This is a genomic window from Burkholderia sp. AU33423 (genome assembly GCF_002223135.1).
In the GTDB taxonomy this organism is placed as follows: Bacteria; Pseudomonadota; Gammaproteobacteria; order Burkholderiales; family Burkholderiaceae; genus Burkholderia; species Burkholderia lata_D.
In genome coordinates this window covers 1,013,324-1,028,093 of sequence record NZ_NKFH01000007.1, presented here as the reverse complement: position 1 = coordinate 1,028,093, position 14,770 = coordinate 1,013,324, and the positions used below count along the sequence as shown (strand labels likewise).

Below are 14,770 nucleotides of genomic sequence, written 5' to 3'. Positions count from 1 at the left end.
CTTTCGGAGCCACACCGGCTTGCATCACCCGGCGTCCGCTTCGCGCACCGCGCGTACGAACGCCGCCATCCGGGCGTGATCCTTCACGCCCTTCGCGCCCTCCACTTCGATGCCACTCGAGACATCGACAGCAAACGGGCGCAACTGGCGAATCGCATCACCGACGTTTTGCGCGCTCAAGCCACCACTCAAAACGGCCCGATGCGCGAGCTCTGCGGGAATAAGAGACCAATCGAAGACCTTGCCGCTACCACCGTAATCCGGCACCAGGGTGTCGAACAGGAGGCCGCGCGCTTTCGAATAATGAAGCCCCGATTCTACCAAATCGGCCGATTGCGTCGAGGGGCCCACGCGCACCGCGCGCAACCACGGCAGGCGTGCCGCGCGGCCAAGTGCGTCGCACTGCTCGGGCGTCTCGTCGCCATGGAACTGCAGCAGCGTAAGCGGCACGTCGCGCACGACGGCCTCGATCTCGGCCTCGGTCGCGTTCACGAACAACCCGACCACCGACACGAACGGCGGCGCGAGGCGCGCCAGCTCCGCCGCCTGCGCGATCGACACCGCGCGCGGGCTCTTCGGATAGAACACGAGGCCGATCGCATCGGCGCCGAGCGCCGCCGCGTGCAGCACGTCCTCCGGACGCGACAGCCCGCACAGCTTGATGCGGGTGCGCGGCGGCAGGCCGGCCGCGGCGGGAATCGAGGGAGACACGGCGTGATCCGTCATGATTGCGGGTCCAGATCGGCCCAGACGCTGCTCCACGGCACACTGCCGAGCTGCGCGGGCGGGACGGCGAATTCCGCCGGGTAGCCGACGTGGGCGAGGTACAGCCCGTCGGCCATGAACGTGGGCGCTGCAAGCTTGCGGTCGCGCCCGGCCAGCACGTCGGCGAGCCAGTCGGCCGGATAGCGGCCGCGACCGACCGCGACGAGGCAGCCCATCAGGTTGCGCACCATGTGGTGCAGGAACGCGTTGGCGCGGAAGCGGAAATGGATGAAATGGCCCACGCGCCGCACGTCGATCTGATACAGGTGTTTGACCGGCGTCTTCGACTGGCATTCCGACGACCGGAATGACGAGAAGTCATGCTCGCCGATCAGGTGCGCGGCGGCGGCGCGCATCGCGTCGTCGTCGAGCGGCGTATGGATCCAGCCCGCGCGCCCCGCCAGCATCGGCGAGCGCACGGGATGCACGTACAGCGTGTAGTAATAGGTGCGCTCGAACGCCGAGAAGCGCGCGTGGAACGTGTCCGGCATCGGCTTCGCCCATTGCACCGCCACGGTCGGCGGCAGGAACGCGTTGGTGCCGCGCACCCACGAGAAAACCTCGCGATCGAGGTCGGTATCGAAGTGCACGACCTGCCCGAGCCCGTGCACACCCGTGTCGGTCCGCCCGGCCACCGTCGTATGCAGCGGCACACGCGCGAACTCGGCCAGTGCGTGCTCGAGCCGATCCTGCACGGTCTTGCCGTGCGGCTGCGCCTGCCAGCCGCAGAACGCCGCGCCGTCGTACTGAATGCCGAGCGCGATCCGCATCACGCCTCGTCCGCCAGTTTCGCGAGCAGCGCGCGCGCATCGTCGCGCGTCGCGGCGTCGTTCGCGTCGACCACTTCCTGCAGCAGCGTCCGCGCACCGGACAGGTCGCCCAGCTCGACGTACTCCGACGCGAGATCGAGCTTGTTGCGCGCGATGCGGGCAAGCTCGTCCGGCGTCAGCGCCGGCAACGCGGCGCCCGGTGCGGCCGGCAGGTCGAGATCGAAATCGAGCTTCAGCGCGCCGAACTGCGCGCCGCCAAGCGGCGGCAGCGACGACGTCGCGAACGGGCTGCCCGCCTGGCTCGCCGGCGTCGCTGCGTCCGGATCCCAATCGAACTCGTCGTCCTGGTCGGCCGGATGTTCCCGGGCTGGATCGATCGCGCCAATCGGGAGGGGCTGGGCGGCTTGACCGTTAGTTGCGATTTTATCGGTGTCGGACTGCCCTGCTTGCGCTGCCGGCTCATCCGCCCCCAGCGACGACTCGTCCGGCGTGCGCGGCGGCAGCGGCATGTCGAGGCTGCTGAGCGCGCTGATCGCGTTCTGCATCAGCGCCGCGTGCTGCGCTTCGGTGGCCGCGGGTGCGGCCGGCGTCTCGACCGGCATCGCTCCCCGTGCCTCCACCGACGTCTCGATTGGCGTCTCTGACGACGTTTCGGCCGGCTTTTCGGCTGCGACCTTTTCGATCGGCTCGGCATCGTGCGAAACCGGAGCCGTCTCGCTCGCAGGCTGCACCGCCGCGTGCGCGGTCGGCAATTCGGGCTGCTCGACATGCGCCGTTGCCACGTCCGGCGCCGGCGATACGTCCGTATCCGGCGTCTCGACCGGCTCCGCCGCTGCGGCAGTCGCCGCAGCAAGGCTCAGGTCGGAAGCGGCATCACGCGCGACCGGCATCTCGGGCCGAATCGGCAAGTCAGGTTCGACAGCAGGCGCGGCTTCGGCTTGCGCAGCGGCAGCCGCAGTCGCGACACCGCCCGCTGCCGTAGCGGTAGCCACTGTGTCTATACCCGCATCGTCGGTGCGTCGGCTCTTCCTGCGCTTGCGCCACGCGAACCCTGCCGCGAGGACGATCACGGCCGCACCAGCCACCGCGGCCGGACGCCAGTCGATCTGCTCGTTGCTGCGTGCAGGCGCCACCACTGGCGCGACCGGTTGCGCGGGCGCCGATACCGATGCCGGCTGCACCGCGCTGGCAGCAACGCCGGACGCCGCTTCGCCTGTCGTCGACGCGGCTGCGGACGCGCCTGCATCGTTCGCGGCCGGACGCGGCGCGACAGGTGCCGGCACCGGAGCCGGCTTGACCTCGTTCGTCGTGGCCGGCTTGCCGATACCGTGCTTCTGCAATTCCATCAGCACGCGGTTCTTCAGCGCCAGCAGTTGCTGCAGGCTCGACGGCCGCGGCTGCGACGCGCCTGTGACCGGTGCCGCGCCAGCCGGTTCGTTCATGCCCGGAACCTGGCTGCCCGACGCAGACGGGATCACGGCACCGCTCGCGGACGACGGCACCGACTGGATCGTGCCGCTCCATACATGCGGACCGCTTGCCCCGGCAACGGGTGCCGCCGGCTGCATGCTTTCGACAGCCGATGCGCCGTGGGCAGCCGAAGCACCGACCGATGCCGACGCGCCGGCGGCCGTCGCGACGCTCGCCCCGCTGACAGGCGCCGCATGCGCGGCCGGCGCCACCGGCGCGGATTGCACGGTCGACCCCGGATGCGGTGCGGACGCACCATGCTGCGCGACTGCCGTGCCGCCCGATGCGGCGGCGGGTGCGGACGCTGCTGCTGCACCGGACGCTGCGGATGCAGCGGATGCACCGGCCGGCACGAGTGCCGCGCCTGTCGCGTCGAGCGCCGGCACGGTCAGCGTCGCGCCGACTTTCAGGCGGCTCGCGTCGTGCTTCATGAACGCCTGCGGATTGGCGTCGAACAGCGCGCGGCCGGCGCGCGCGAGCACCCCGGGATCGCGCGACTGCGTGGCCGCTTTCGCGATGTCGTTCAGCGACTGGCCCGGCTGGACCGTCACGGTAAGCGGCACTGCGCCGTCGGCAGCGGACGCCGGCAGTTCGCCGGTGCCGGCCGCCCAGGCCGATGCGGTTGCGCCGAGCGCCAGGATCGCCAGCGCGCCACGCACGGCGCGCGACAGACGGGACTGACGCGGAAACAAGGAAATTCGGGACATCGTTGGCTCTATCGCCGCGCGCGGGCGCGGCTCGGATTCGCGGTTGAAGGCGTCAATAAAGTTGCCGCAGAAATGCAAAAGCGTCGCGTCGAACGCGACGCTTTCGGAGGCTCTGTGCGTCGTAACCGCGTAGTTTACTTCACGTGATCAGGTTCGGGCCGAATTCATCGCCGACAGGTGCAACCGATCGCGTGCACGCGTCGGCGCGTCCCGCGATCGGGCCGCGTGGATGTCCGGTTGCGCACGCTGCGACCCGCGCCCGCGATCGACCGGAAGCGCGCCTCTCTCGGATGAAAAATCGTCCGGCCGCATCGCCTGCCGAACGCATCCCACGTGCCTTTGCTCACTCAACGGTGCGGTTCGCACAACCCGGGGCCCGACACAGGACTACGACCGGGAAATCGGGTACGTTTGCTCAATAATTCGCGCTGCCCGCCGTTAATGGATTAACAAGCGCCAATCAAAATAAATCCATCCGACCATTATCTTATTCAAATAAATTTCAATTGATCGATAAGAGGCCAATTCCCCTCTCTGATCGCAAAATTGAGCATTCCCGCCGCAAAACCCCCGCCCCACAAGGCTCCCCAGCCTGACCTCCGCCTCATCGCTCATACGAAATCAAACATTTCGACAGCAATTCAATTTCATTACACAAAATTACACAGATCGAATAATTGCCGTCGCTAGGATCGTCCTCAAACAAGAATCGGCGCAGTTCGACCATCGCGCTCACACCCGCCATAAAAGCGGGAACGCGGTCGGCCGGGCCGACGCCGTGAGGTGCCAGGGAGGCATCGCGCAGTCGCACGACTGCATTTACTCACCAGCTCGTTACGGGGATCGAACATGGGCTATCAACAGGGTTTGAGCGGGTTGGCCGGCGCGGCGAACCATCTCGACGTGATCGGCAACAACATTGCGAACGCCAACACAGTTGGCTTCAAGCAGGGTCGCGCGAACTTCGCCGACATGTATGCGAATTCGGTCGCGACGTCGACCAACACGCAGATCGGCATCGGCACGCGGCTCACGTCGGTGCAGCAACAATTCGGCCAGGGGACGATCAACTCGACGAAGTCGTCGCTCGACATCGCGATCAACGGCAACGGCTTCTTCCAGATGTCGAACAACGGCGTGACGACGTACTCGCGTGACGGCGTATTCCACCGCGACAAGAGCGGCGCCATCGTCGACGCGCAGAACCGCAACCTGATGGGCTATGCGGCAGGCCCGGGCGGCGCGATCAATACCGCGGCGACCGTGCCGCTGCAAGCGCCGACAAGCAACATCGCACCGCAGGCGACGACGAAGATCACCGGCCAGTTCAACCTGAACTCGCAGGACAAGGTGCCGGCCAAGACGCCGTTCAACGCGGGCGACAACACCACGTACAACTACAATTCGTCGATCCAGGTGTACGACACGCTCGGCGGCGCGCAACAGGTGTCGATGTATTTCACGAAGAACGCGGCCGGCACCTGGCAGGCCTACGCGGGCGTGCAGGGCCAGACGCCGACGCATCTCGGCACCGTCACGTTCGACGCATCGGGCCGGATCAGCTCGACGACGTCGGCCGCAACCGGCCAGCCGACGCCGAGCCTCGGCCAGTTCGCGTTCTCGATCCCCAACGCGTCGGGCGGCGCCAATCCGCAGAACCTGACGCTCGACCTGACCGGCACGACGCAGTTCGGCGGGAAAAGCGGCGTGAACAACCTCGCACAGGACGGTTTCGCGAGCGGCACGCTGACGACGTTCTCGATCGGCACCGACGGCAAGCTCACCGGCAATTACTCGAACGGCCAGAGCGCGGTGCTCGGCCTGATCGCGCTCGCGAACTTCAACAATCCGAACGGGCTCGAGAACATCGGCGGCAACCAGTACGCGGAAACCGCCGCGTCGGGCGTGCCGCAGATCTCCGCGCCGGGCAGCACGAACCACGGCACGCTGCAGGGGAGCGCGCTGGAAAACTCGAACGTCAACCTGACGACCGAGCTCGTGAACCTGATCAAGGCGCAGCGCGATTACCAGGCCAATGCGCAGACGATCAAGGCGCAGCAGGCCGTCGACCAGACGCTCCTGAACATGCGCTGACCGGCACATGAAAAACGCGCCGCGCCAGCCTTGATATCGTCAAGGCCGACGCGGCGCGCTATCTTGTGCACCGCGGCCCGCATATCGCGGGCCGGACACGCAACTTACTTGTCGAGCAGGATGCGCAGCATGCGGCGCAGCGGCTCGGCGGCACCCCACAGCAGCTGGTCGCCGACCGTGAACGCCGACAGGTATTCACCGCCCATCGCGAGCTTGCGCAGGCGGCCGACCGGCACCGTCAGCGTGCCCGTGACGTTCGCCGGCGACAGGTCGCGCATCGACGCTTCACGCTCGTTCGGCACGACCTTCACCCAGTCGTTCGCCGATGCGAGGATGCCGTTGATCTCGTCGAGCGGCACGTCCTTGTTCAGCTTGATCGTCAGCGCCTGCGAGTGGCAGCGCATTGCGCCGATCCGCACGCACAGGCCATCGACCGGGATCGAACCCGGCTCGCCCATGGCCGGCTTGCCGAGGATCTTGTTGGTTTCCGCGCCGCCCTTCCACTCTTCCTTCGACATCCCGTTGCCGAGATCCTTGTCGATCCACGGAATCAGCGAACCGGCGAGCGGCACGCCGAAGTTGCTCGTCGGCATCGCATCGCTGTTCATCGCGGCCAGCACGCGGCGGTCGATGTCGAGGATCGCGGAAGCCGGATCGGCGAGCTGCTCCTTCACCGCGCCGTTCAGCGTGCCCATCTGCGCCAGCAGCTCGCGCATGTTCTGCGCGCCCGCGCCGGATGCGGCCTGGTAGGTCATCGCCGTCATCCAGTCGACGAGGTTCTCGCGGAACAGGCCGCCGAGTGCCATCAGCATCAGGCTGACCGTGCAGTTGCCGCCGATGAAGTTCTTCTGGCCCTTGACGAGCGCGTCCTTGATCACGTCGAGGTTGACCGGATCGAGGATGATGACCGCGTCGTCCTTCATCCGCAGCGACGATGCCGCATCGATCCAGTAGCCGTTCCAGCCGGCCGCGCGCAGCTTCGGGAACACGTCGTTCGTGTAGTCGCCGCCCTGGCACGTGATGATCACGTCGCACTTCTTCAGCTCGTCGACGTTGGTCGCGTCCTTGAGCGTAGTCTCGTTTTTCGCGAACGACGGCGCTTTGCCGCCCGTGTTGCTGGTGCTGAAAAACACCGGTTCGATCAGGTCGAAATCGCCCTCTTCCTGCATGCGCTGCATCAGGACGCTGCCGACCATGCCGCGCCAACCTACGAGACCTACGTTCATGACTAACCCTTTGATGGAGCTTCCCCGCCATTTCCGTCCCCGGTGTGACCGCGCGGGGAAATAGGCGGGCACGACGGACGATCAGCGTTTAATGATCGTTTTCGTGGTAATGGTTTTCGTGATGACGATGGCGCGCGCACCCGCACGGGCTGTGTTGCCGTGGAGTTTCAAGACCGGGGAGATCAGGGAAAGATGCGCCATCGTTCGAGTCTACACAAAGCCGGTGGCCCGCACAACGGCCAACCGCACGCGAACCGGCCGATTTCGCGGCCCGTTCGCACCCTTTCTACATGATTGCGTTACAGCGCCGCGACCACCGCGTCGCCCATCGCCGTCGTGCCCACCTGCTGGCAGCCCGGCGTCGCGATATCGCCCGTGCGGTAGCCCTGTTCGAGCACCGTTTTCACCGCGCGCTCGATGCGATCGGCCTGCTCGGCGCGATTCAGCGAGTAGCGCAGCATCATCGCGGCCGACAGGATCGTCGCGAGCGGGTTCGCGATGCCCTTGCCCGCGATGTCCGGCGCCGAACCGTGCGACGGCTCGTACAGGCCCTTGTTGTTCTTGTCGAGCGATGCCGACGGCAGCATGCCGATCGAGCCCGTCAGCATCGACGCTTCATCCGACAGGATGTCGCCGAACATGTTGCCGGTGACGATCACGTCGAACTGCTTCGGCGCCTTCGCGAGCTGCATCGCCGCGTTGTCGACGTACATGTGCGACAGCTCGACGTCCGCGTATTCCTTCGACACGTCGATCATGATGTCGCGCCAGAACTGCGACGTCTCGAGCACGTTCGCCTTGTCGACCGACAGCAGCTTCTTCGCGCGCTTGCGGGCCGCCTGGAACGCGACGTGCGCGATGCGGCGCACTTCCGGTTCCGAATAGCGCATCGTGTCGAAGCCTTCGCGCTCGCCGGCGAACAGGCCGTCCGGTGCGGCGCGCACGCCGCGCGGCTGGCCGAAGTAGATGTCGCCGTTCAGTTCGCGCACGATCAGGATATCGAGGCCCGCGACCAGCTCGGGCTTCAGCGGCGAAGCATCGACGAGCTGCGGATAGCAGATCGCCGGACGGAAGTTCGCGAACAGCTCGAGGTGCTTGCGCAGCCCGAGGATCGCCTGCTCGGGGCGCAGCGCGCGCTCGAGCGAGTCGTACTTCCAGTCGCCCACGGCGCCGAACAGGATCGCATCGGCTTCCTTCGCGAGCTTCAGCGTCGCGTCGGGCAGCGGATGGCCGCTTGCCTCGTAGCCCGCGCCGCCGACCGGCGCCTGTTCGAGTTCGAACTTCTCGTCGAGTGCGTTCAGCACCTTCACGGCTTCATTGACGATTTCCGGACCGATGCCGTCGCCGGGCAGCACTGCAATCTTCATGCGAAATTCCTGACTGGGTAGGTTTTTATGGAGGCAGGCCGGCGAACGCGCCGCCGGCGCGCCCGCCCGAAAGGCGATCTCAGCCGACCAGCTTGGTGTTGAGCCACGGCTGCTTCACGAGGCGCTCGGCTTCGAACTGGCGGATCTTGTCCGCGTGGCGCAGCGTGAGGCCGATGTCGTCGAAGCCGTTCAGCAGGCAGTACTTGCGGAACGCGGCGATCTCGAACGGATACTCGCGGCCGTCGCCCGTGCGCACGACCTGCGCGTCGAGGTCGACCGTGACTTCGAAGCCGTTGAACGCGACCGTCTCGTTGAACAGGTGATCGACCTGCTGCTCGGTCAGCACGATCGGCAGCAGGCCGTTCTTGTAGCAGTTGTTGAAGAAGATGTCCGCGAAGCTCGGCGCGATGATCGCGCGGAAGCCGTACTGCTGCAGCGCCCACGGCGCATGCTCGCGCGAGCTGCCGCAGCCGAAGTTCTTGCGCGCGAGCAGCACGGATGCGCCCTGGTAGCGCGGCTGGTTCAGCACGAAGTCGGGATTCAGCGGACGCTTCGAGTTGTCCTGGCCCGGCTCGCCGTGATCGAGGTAACGCCATTCGTCGAACGCGTTCGGACCGAAGCCCGTGCGCTTGATCGACTTCAGGAACTGCTTCGGGATGATCGCGTCGGTGTCGACGTTCTCGCGATCGAGCGGCGCCACGACGCCGGTATGTACAGTGAATTTTTCCATGATCCGTCTATCCGGTTGCAGGGCCGGCATTCAGCCGGCGCACATCGACAAATTCTCGGCGGGAAACGTCACTCCGCGGCGCGCTTCAGCGCGCTGCCGGCGGCGTTGACGTCTTCCCCGAAGCCTCGGACGGTATTGCAGCCCGCGAGGCCGAAACCCAGCCCCGCCAGCGCCAGCGCGGCAACCAGCCGCGCAATGACCTTCGATGCCGTCACGCGTTACCCCAGCTGGCGAATGTCGACGAAGTGGCCTTCGATCGCCGCGGCCGCCGCCATCGCGGGGCTCACGAGGTGCGTACGACCGCCCGCGCCCTGCCGGCCTTCGAAGTTGCGGTTCGACGTCGACGCGCAGCGCTCGCCCGGATCGAGCCGGTCGGCATTCATCGCGAGGCACATCGAGCAGCCCGGCTCGCGCCATTCGAAGCCGGCGTCCGTGAACACCTTGTCGAGCCCTTCGCGCTCGGCCTGTGCCTTCACGAGGCCCGAGCCCGGCACGACCATCGCGAGCCGCACGTTCGATGCGATGCGACGGTTCAGCTTCTTCACGACATACGCGGCTGCGCGGATGTCTTCGATTCGCGCGTTCGTGCACGAGCCGATGAAGATCTTGTCGACCTTGATCGATTCGATCGGCGTGTTGGGCTCGAGCGCCATGTAGGCCAGCGCACGCTCCATCGCATCGCGCTTGACCGGATCCTTCTCGCGCTCGGGATCGGGCACGCGGCCGTCGATCGACGTGACCATTTCCGGCGACGTGCCCCACGTGACCTGCGGGACGATTTCGGCTGCGTTCAGCTCGACCACGCGATCGAACTGCGCGCCATCGTCCGACTTGAACTGGCGCCAGTATTCGACGGCCTGGTCCCATTCCGCGCCGGTCGGCACGAACGGGCGGCCCTTCAGGTAGTCGATCGTCGTGTCGTCCACCGCAACCATGCCTGCGCGCGCACCGGCCTCGATCGCCATGTTGCAGACGGTCATGCGGCCTTCCATCGTCAGCGCGCGGATCGTCGAGCCGCCGAATTCGATCGCGTAGCCCGTGCCGCCGGCCGTGCCGATCTTGCCGATGATCGCGAGCACGATGTCCTTCGCGGTACAACCGCGCGGCAGCGTGCCCTCGACCTTCACGAGCATGTTCTTGCTCTTCTTCTGCAGCAGGGTTTGCGTGGCGAGCACGTGCTCGACTTCCGACGTGCCGATGCCGTGCGCGAGCGCACCGAATGCGCCGTGCGTCGACGTATGCGAATCGCCGCACACGATCGTCATGCCCGGCAGCGTCGCGCCCTGTTCCGGCCCGATGATGTGGACGATGCCCTGGCGCACGTCGTTCATCTTGAACTGCGTGATGCCGAACGCATCGCAGTTCGCGTCGAGCGTGTCGACCTGGAGCTTCGAGACGGGATCGGCAATGCCGTGGCTGCGATCGGTGGTCGGCACGTTGTGGTCCGACACGGCCAGGTTCGCGCTGATGCGCCACACCGGACGCTGCGCCATCTTCAGCCCTTCGAATGCCTGCGGGCTCGTGACTTCATGCAGCAGCTGACGGTCGATGTAGAGCAGGGTCGTGCCGTCTTCCTCGGTGTGGACCACGTGGGTGTTCCACAGTTTGTCGTAGAGAGTCTGTGCCATGGGTATGCGGGGTCGTTGTGACTACAAGCCTTGCGGATGTGATCGATTATGCCACGCAAAATCGGCCCATGGAGTACCACGATAACGGAAAAAGTGAATAAAAACAGTGAGTTGGGTGGTACAGGCGATACCCGGATAAGCATTACCCGGCAACGCGGACACCACGGCGCGGCGGCGATTGCCGCTGCCGCGCCGTTGCGCGTGTCAGGGCGACACGCGCCGGCCGGCCGCTTTCGCCGGCGGCACATACCCGTCGTCGAGCGTCGCGAGGAAAGCCGCGACATCGTCGATATCGCGCGCGCTCCACACCGGTTTCTCGCCGCGCTTGCGCGTGAGCGGCTCGTCCGTCGTGTCGACGTTCACGCGCAGAGGCGCAGGCAGGTCGTCGTACTGCACGACGCGGCCGTGCCGGTCGGCCGGATACCACTTCGCGGGGTCGGTATCGCGCTGCACGTAGAAGCGCAGCGCGTCCTTCAGCGTTTGGAAACGGCCGTTGTGGAAGAACACTCGGCGCAGTGACGTGTTATGCAGCGAAGGCGTCTTGAACAACCCGCAGTTCGCGCGGTCCGCCACCTGGTCCTTCCGTACGGGGCCGCACAGCCCTAGGTCGTAGTAGTCGGGATTCGCGTTCGCGCGCAATTCGCGGTTACGCGGCACGCCGAGCGCCTCGAACGTGAAGTCGGTCAGCGCGTGGCACGCAACCAAAAACGAAAGGACATGACGATTCCGGAATTGAAGAGGTGGATGAACGGGAAATGCTCCGCGAACGTCCGGCGGCTTCAGCCGTTCGGGTATTCGCGCTTGATCAGGTCGAGCCGCAGCATGCCCAGCTGCACGCCGACGTTGCTCAGCAGGTAGAGATCGCGGCGCCGCAATGCGGGCATCTGCGCGGACACGTCGTAAAGCGACGGCAGCGTCAGGCCCGCCGGCACCGCGGCCTGCATCCCCGCGGCATTCGACACGCGCACGGCAAGCGACGCCTGATCCGTATGGGTGACGACACCGACGTTGCCGAGTGCCGCAGCCGGGCCGGCCTGCTTGACGATCGCGGCAGCGACGCCGTCTGGCGTCGGTATCGGGCTGCCGGCGGCCAGGGCCGGGGTCGCGATCGACGTCACGCCGGCCGTCAGCCCGTATTTCGACGCGAGCACGCTCGCGACTTCCTGCTGCGCGAAGATCCGCACGGCAACCTTCTGGCGCAGCAGGAACACGGCGCCGGCAATCGCCTCGTTCACCGGGCCCGGCACCGGCGCGGCACCGGACGACGCCGCAGCGCGACTGCCGAAGCTGAATGCGGCAATCGTGTTGATCGCCGTGTTCTGGACGGTCGGCGGCATCCACGAGAAAAACGTATCGAACAGGTAACCGGTCTCGTCGGTGGCGGCTGCGCGGTCGTTCAGTTCGTTCGTCAGCTTGCCGAGCATCTGGCGTTGCAGTTCGGCGTCTGAAACAGGCGCGTCGCTCGCGAAGGCCGGCGTATTGGCGGCACCGGTCGCGGCCAGCGCGGAAGCGGAAACGGAAGCGAGAAAATGGCGGCGGGTCTGCATGGTCATCGGAATCGGGAGAAAGAAAGCGCGTCAGCCCTTCGGGAACGCCTGCATCGTCGCGCCGATCGCGCGGCCGAGCATCTGCGCATACATGTCGTGCACGAGGTACAGGCTGCGGTTACGCGTCCACGGCTGGCCCGACTGCGGGTCGTAAAGCGTCGGCAACGCCACCTCGGCAACCGCGGCCGCCTTCATGCCGACCTGTTGCGAGGTCTGGATGCAGCGCTTCGCGTGATCCCGATGACCGACCACCGCGACGCTGCCCATCGCGGCCGCGCCGCCCGCACGCGACACGGCCTCGGCGGCCACGCCCGCCGTACTGAGGTACACGATCGTGCCGTCGCTCGCGATCACGGGCTCGATCGACGACAGCACGTCGGCGCCCATCCCGTATTTCGACACGAGAAAGCGCGCAATCTCCCACTGCGCGTAGACCTTGACCGGTTTCAGTTGCCGAATACGGTAGACGGCGTCCGCGAGCGCTTCGTTGACGGGCCCCGGATCGGGCAGCGCGGACTGGTTGCCGCCCGTGCTCGACGTATTGCCGCTTGCCGCGTTCGGGCGATTGCCGAAGCTGTACGCGACGATCGCGCCGACCTGGGCCGCCGGCATCGACGGCAAGTCCCAGGTAAAGCCGACGTCGGTCAGCGCCGGCTGGATCGCGCCGACCGTCGCGGCATCGCCGAGCTGCCTATTCAGCTTCGCGGACATTTGCACGGCCAGCGCCGCGTCGGTCACGGGTGCCGACGTAACGTCGTCGCCACCGCACGCGCTCAGCAGCGGCACCGCCGCGACGGCCGGCGCGGCGGCCAGGAATTTTCTGCGTGAAGCAGCCAGCGGATTCAGTTTCATAAGAAATACGAAATGATGCGAATAACGTCGACGGGATACCTCGGCGTCGCATTCACGGTCACGGGAAATGGCAATCGGGCGGGTCGCGCAGGTGGGCGACGGACGGCAGTGCCGCAGCGCGGATCGAATCGCTGCGTCTCTGTCGATTGACGAGGCCGGATCGTAGTCGGTGTTTATTAAATTGCGGTGAAGCTCACGATAGAATCCGCGCAATCGCATCGTCGTTTCACGGATGGACACCGCTGTTTCATGTATGGCGAGCGCCCGCGTGACTCGTTCCACGGATGGCGATCGCGCGTCCCGCGCGCCGTATGACGCCCCGGCATTTCGCGCTACGATGGCACGACCCGTATGGCCCGATCCCCACGATCCAGACCCGGAGCCCCCGCCATGAAGCTCGGCCTGAACGAATCGCTCGCCCGCCTCGACGAAGAAGGCACGCTCTTCACGACGCTGTTTCGCCACGGCACGCTCGACGTCGAGCTGTACCGGCCGTGCATCGAGGACAAGCAGAAGCCGCATACGCGCGACGAGGTCTACGCGATCGCCACGGGCACGTCGCGCTTCGTCGTCGACGGACGCGAATGCGAAGTCGCGGCCGGTGATGTGTTGTTCGTCCCGGCACACGCCGAGCACCGCTTCATCGGCTTCTCCGACGACTTCTCGACGTGGGTGTTCTTCTACGGCCCCGAAGGCGGCGAGCGCGGCGCGTAACGCACGACGCACGCGGCACTTTTCCTGCGATCGCCTAGACTGTCTATTCGCAGCGGGTGGCGCGCGACGCGTGGCCGCCCGGTCGTCACGATGCCGGTGGCAGCCGGCTCAACGAACGGGAAAACAGCATGCGATACGAACTGTATTACTGGCCCGAGATCCAGGGCCGAGGCGAGTACGTGCGGCTCGCGCTCGAAGCGGCCGGAGCCGACTATGTCGACGTCGCGCGCGAATCGGGCCGCGGCATGGGCGTGCCGGCCATGATGCGCATGATGGACAGCACGAAGGCGGAATGCGTGCCGTTCGCGCCGCCGTTCCTGAAGGCCGGCGACGTCGTCATCGGGCAGACCGCGAACATCCTGCTGTTTCTCGGCGCGCGGCTGGGGCTCGCGCCCGACGACGAAGCCGGCCGGCTGTGGGTGCACCAGCTTCAGTTGACCGTCGCCGATTTCGTCACCGAGATCCACGACACGCACCATCCGATCGCAAGCGGCCTCTACTACGAGGATCAACAGGCGGAAGCCGCCGAGCGTGCCGCCGATTTCCTCGAAAACCGGCTGCCGAAATTCCTCGGTTACTTCGAGCGTGTGCTCGACCAGAATCCGCACAAGAGCGGCTACCTCGCCGGCAATGCACTCAGCTATGCGGACCTGTCGATGTTCCAGTTGATCGAGGGCCTGCGCTACGCGTTTCCGAAAGCGATGAAGCGTGCGGAGCGGAAGATCGCGGCGCTGGTTGCACTGCACGACCGTGTTGCACTGCATCCGCCTGTCGCGCTCTATCTCGAGTCGGAACGCCGCATCCCGTTCAACGACATGGGCATCTTCCGGCACTATCCGGAGCTGGACAAGTAACGCCGGCACGGCATCCGCACCGCTTCCTTCATGCAGGGCGGCGGAT

Annotated in this window: 13 protein-coding genes and 1 pseudogene; 3 read left to right on the top strand and 11 right to left on the bottom strand. The window is 66.2% G+C overall.

Translation table 11 applies throughout. The features are described from left to right. Positions 1 to 24: 24 nt before the first annotated feature. The 3 genes from CFB50_RS23240 to CFB50_RS23230 are packed head-to-tail and all read right to left on the bottom strand — an operon-like array spanning position 25 to position 3,712. Positions 25 to 726, bottom strand: coding sequence for a phosphoribosylanthranilate isomerase (locus tag CFB50_RS23240; RefSeq protein ID WP_069251149.1), 702 nt, complete (start codon positions 724 to 726; stop codon positions 25 to 27). Next, positions 723 to 1,535 (bottom strand): tRNA pseudouridine(38-40) synthase TruA, encoded by an 813-nt coding sequence (truA, locus tag CFB50_RS23235; RefSeq protein WP_039358302.1) that lies wholly within the window; start codon positions 1,533 to 1,535, stop codon positions 723 to 725. Before truA ends, CFB50_RS23240 begins: the two co-directional genes overlap by 4 nt. Next, a complete protein-coding gene (locus CFB50_RS23230; protein ID WP_089447395.1) occupies positions 1,535 to 3,712 on the bottom strand; it encodes a FimV/HubP family polar landmark protein in 2,178 nt (725 codons plus the stop codon). The genes truA and CFB50_RS23230 overlap by 1 nt, the downstream gene beginning before the upstream one ends. Positions 3,713 to 4,561: 849 nt before the next feature. On the opposite strand from CFB50_RS23230, the gene flgE reads away from it, so the two are divergent. Then, complete coding sequence (gene flgE / locus CFB50_RS23225) at positions 4,562 to 5,806, top strand: flagellar hook protein FlgE (RefSeq protein WP_089447394.1); 1,245 nt, start codon at positions 4,562 to 4,564, stop codon at positions 5,804 to 5,806. Between the two features lie 104 nt (positions 5,807 to 5,910). Here the strand turns inward: flgE and asd are convergent, their stop codons facing one another. From asd to CFB50_RS23180, 8 genes and pseudogenes are all read right to left on the bottom strand, one after another. Then, positions 5,911 to 7,032: an aspartate-semialdehyde dehydrogenase gene (gene asd / locus CFB50_RS23220; protein WP_089447393.1), complete on the bottom strand. Its 1,122-nt coding sequence runs from the start codon at positions 7,030 to 7,032 to the stop codon at positions 5,911 to 5,913. A 299-nt stretch (positions 7,033 to 7,331) separates the two neighbouring features. Beyond that, positions 7,332 to 8,399 carry a 3-isopropylmalate dehydrogenase gene (leuB, locus tag CFB50_RS23210; RefSeq protein ID WP_046549898.1) on the bottom strand — a complete coding sequence of 356 codons (1,068 nt, stop codon included), beginning with the start codon at positions 8,397 to 8,399 and terminating at the stop codon, positions 7,332 to 7,334. A gap of 79 nt (positions 8,400 to 8,478) precedes the next feature. Next, entirely contained in the window at positions 8,479 to 9,129 is a 651-nt protein-coding gene (leuD, locus tag CFB50_RS23205) for a 3-isopropylmalate dehydratase small subunit (RefSeq protein ID WP_039358292.1), read from the bottom strand. A gap of 68 nt (positions 9,130 to 9,197) precedes the next feature. Next, on the bottom strand, positions 9,198 to 9,344 hold the full coding sequence (locus CFB50_RS23200) for an entericidin A/B family lipoprotein (RefSeq protein WP_011548098.1): 147 nt from the start codon (positions 9,342 to 9,344) through the stop codon (positions 9,198 to 9,200). A gap of 3 nt (positions 9,345 to 9,347) precedes the next feature. Next, complete coding sequence (leuC, locus tag CFB50_RS23195; RefSeq protein WP_089447392.1) at positions 9,348 to 10,757, bottom strand: 3-isopropylmalate dehydratase large subunit; 1,410 nt, start codon at positions 10,755 to 10,757, stop codon at positions 9,348 to 9,350. Between the two features lie 204 nt (positions 10,758 to 10,961). Beyond that, positions 10,962 to 11,444 (bottom strand): annotated as a pseudogene (locus CFB50_RS23190) (cytochrome-c peroxidase); the annotation flags it as partial. Between the two features lie 92 nt (positions 11,445 to 11,536). Next, complete coding sequence (locus CFB50_RS23185; RefSeq protein ID WP_089448400.1) at positions 11,537 to 12,304, bottom strand: Tat pathway signal protein; 768 nt, start codon at positions 12,302 to 12,304, stop codon at positions 11,537 to 11,539. Positions 12,305 to 12,334: 30 nt separating this feature from the next. Beyond that, the gene (locus tag CFB50_RS23180) at positions 12,335 to 13,156 is read right to left on the bottom strand and encodes a hypothetical protein (protein WP_089447391.1); all 822 of its coding nucleotides are present in this window, start codon (positions 13,154 to 13,156) and stop codon (positions 12,335 to 12,337) included. A gap of 390 nt (positions 13,157 to 13,546) precedes the next feature. On the opposite strand from CFB50_RS23180, the gene CFB50_RS23175 reads away from it, so the two are divergent. Both CFB50_RS23175 and CFB50_RS23170 read left to right on the top strand, forming a co-directional pair. Continuing rightward, positions 13,547 to 13,870, top strand: a complete 324-nt coding sequence (locus tag CFB50_RS23175) for a cupin domain-containing protein (protein WP_089447390.1) — start codon at positions 13,547 to 13,549, stop codon at positions 13,868 to 13,870. Positions 13,871 to 13,998: 128 nt separating this feature from the next. Then, entirely contained in the window at positions 13,999 to 14,724 is a 726-nt protein-coding gene (locus tag CFB50_RS23170) for a glutathione S-transferase (protein ID WP_069252887.1), read from the top strand. The last annotated feature ends 46 nt before the right edge of the window (positions 14,725 to 14,770 follow it).

Coding starts and splice junctions, on each gene's coding strand:
- CFB50_RS23240 (WP_069251149.1), bottom strand. CDS start 726: ATGACGGATCACGCCGTGTCTCCCTCGATTCCCGCCGCGGCCGGCCTG.
- leuC (WP_089447392.1), bottom strand. CDS start 10,757: ATGGCACAGACTCTCTACGACAAACTGTGGAACACCCACGTGGTCCAC.
- leuD (WP_039358292.1), bottom strand. CDS start 9,129: ATGGAAAAATTCACTGTACATACCGGCGTCGTGGCGCCGCTCGATCGC.
- CFB50_RS23230 (WP_089447395.1), bottom strand. CDS start 3,712: ATGTCCCGAATTTCCTTGTTTCCGCGTCAGTCCCGTCTGTCGCGCGCC.
- CFB50_RS23175 (WP_089447390.1), top strand. CDS start 13,547: ATGAAGCTCGGCCTGAACGAATCGCTCGCCCGCCTCGACGAAGAAGGC.
- truA (WP_039358302.1), bottom strand. CDS start 1,535: ATGCGGATCGCGCTCGGCATTCAGTACGACGGCGCGGCGTTCTGCGGC.
- CFB50_RS23180 (WP_089447391.1), bottom strand. CDS start 13,156: ATGAAACTGAATCCGCTGGCTGCTTCACGCAGAAAATTCCTGGCCGCC.
- CFB50_RS23170 (WP_069252887.1), top strand. CDS start 13,999: ATGCGATACGAACTGTATTACTGGCCCGAGATCCAGGGCCGAGGCGAG.
- flgE (WP_089447394.1), top strand. CDS start 4,562: ATGGGCTATCAACAGGGTTTGAGCGGGTTGGCCGGCGCGGCGAACCAT.
- CFB50_RS23185 (WP_089448400.1), bottom strand. CDS start 12,304: ATGCAGACCCGCCGCCATTTTCTCGCTTCCGTTTCCGCTTCCGCGCTG.
- asd (WP_089447393.1), bottom strand. CDS start 7,032: ATGAACGTAGGTCTCGTAGGTTGGCGCGGCATGGTCGGCAGCGTCCTG.
- leuB (WP_046549898.1), bottom strand. CDS start 8,399: ATGAAGATTGCAGTGCTGCCCGGCGACGGCATCGGTCCGGAAATCGTC.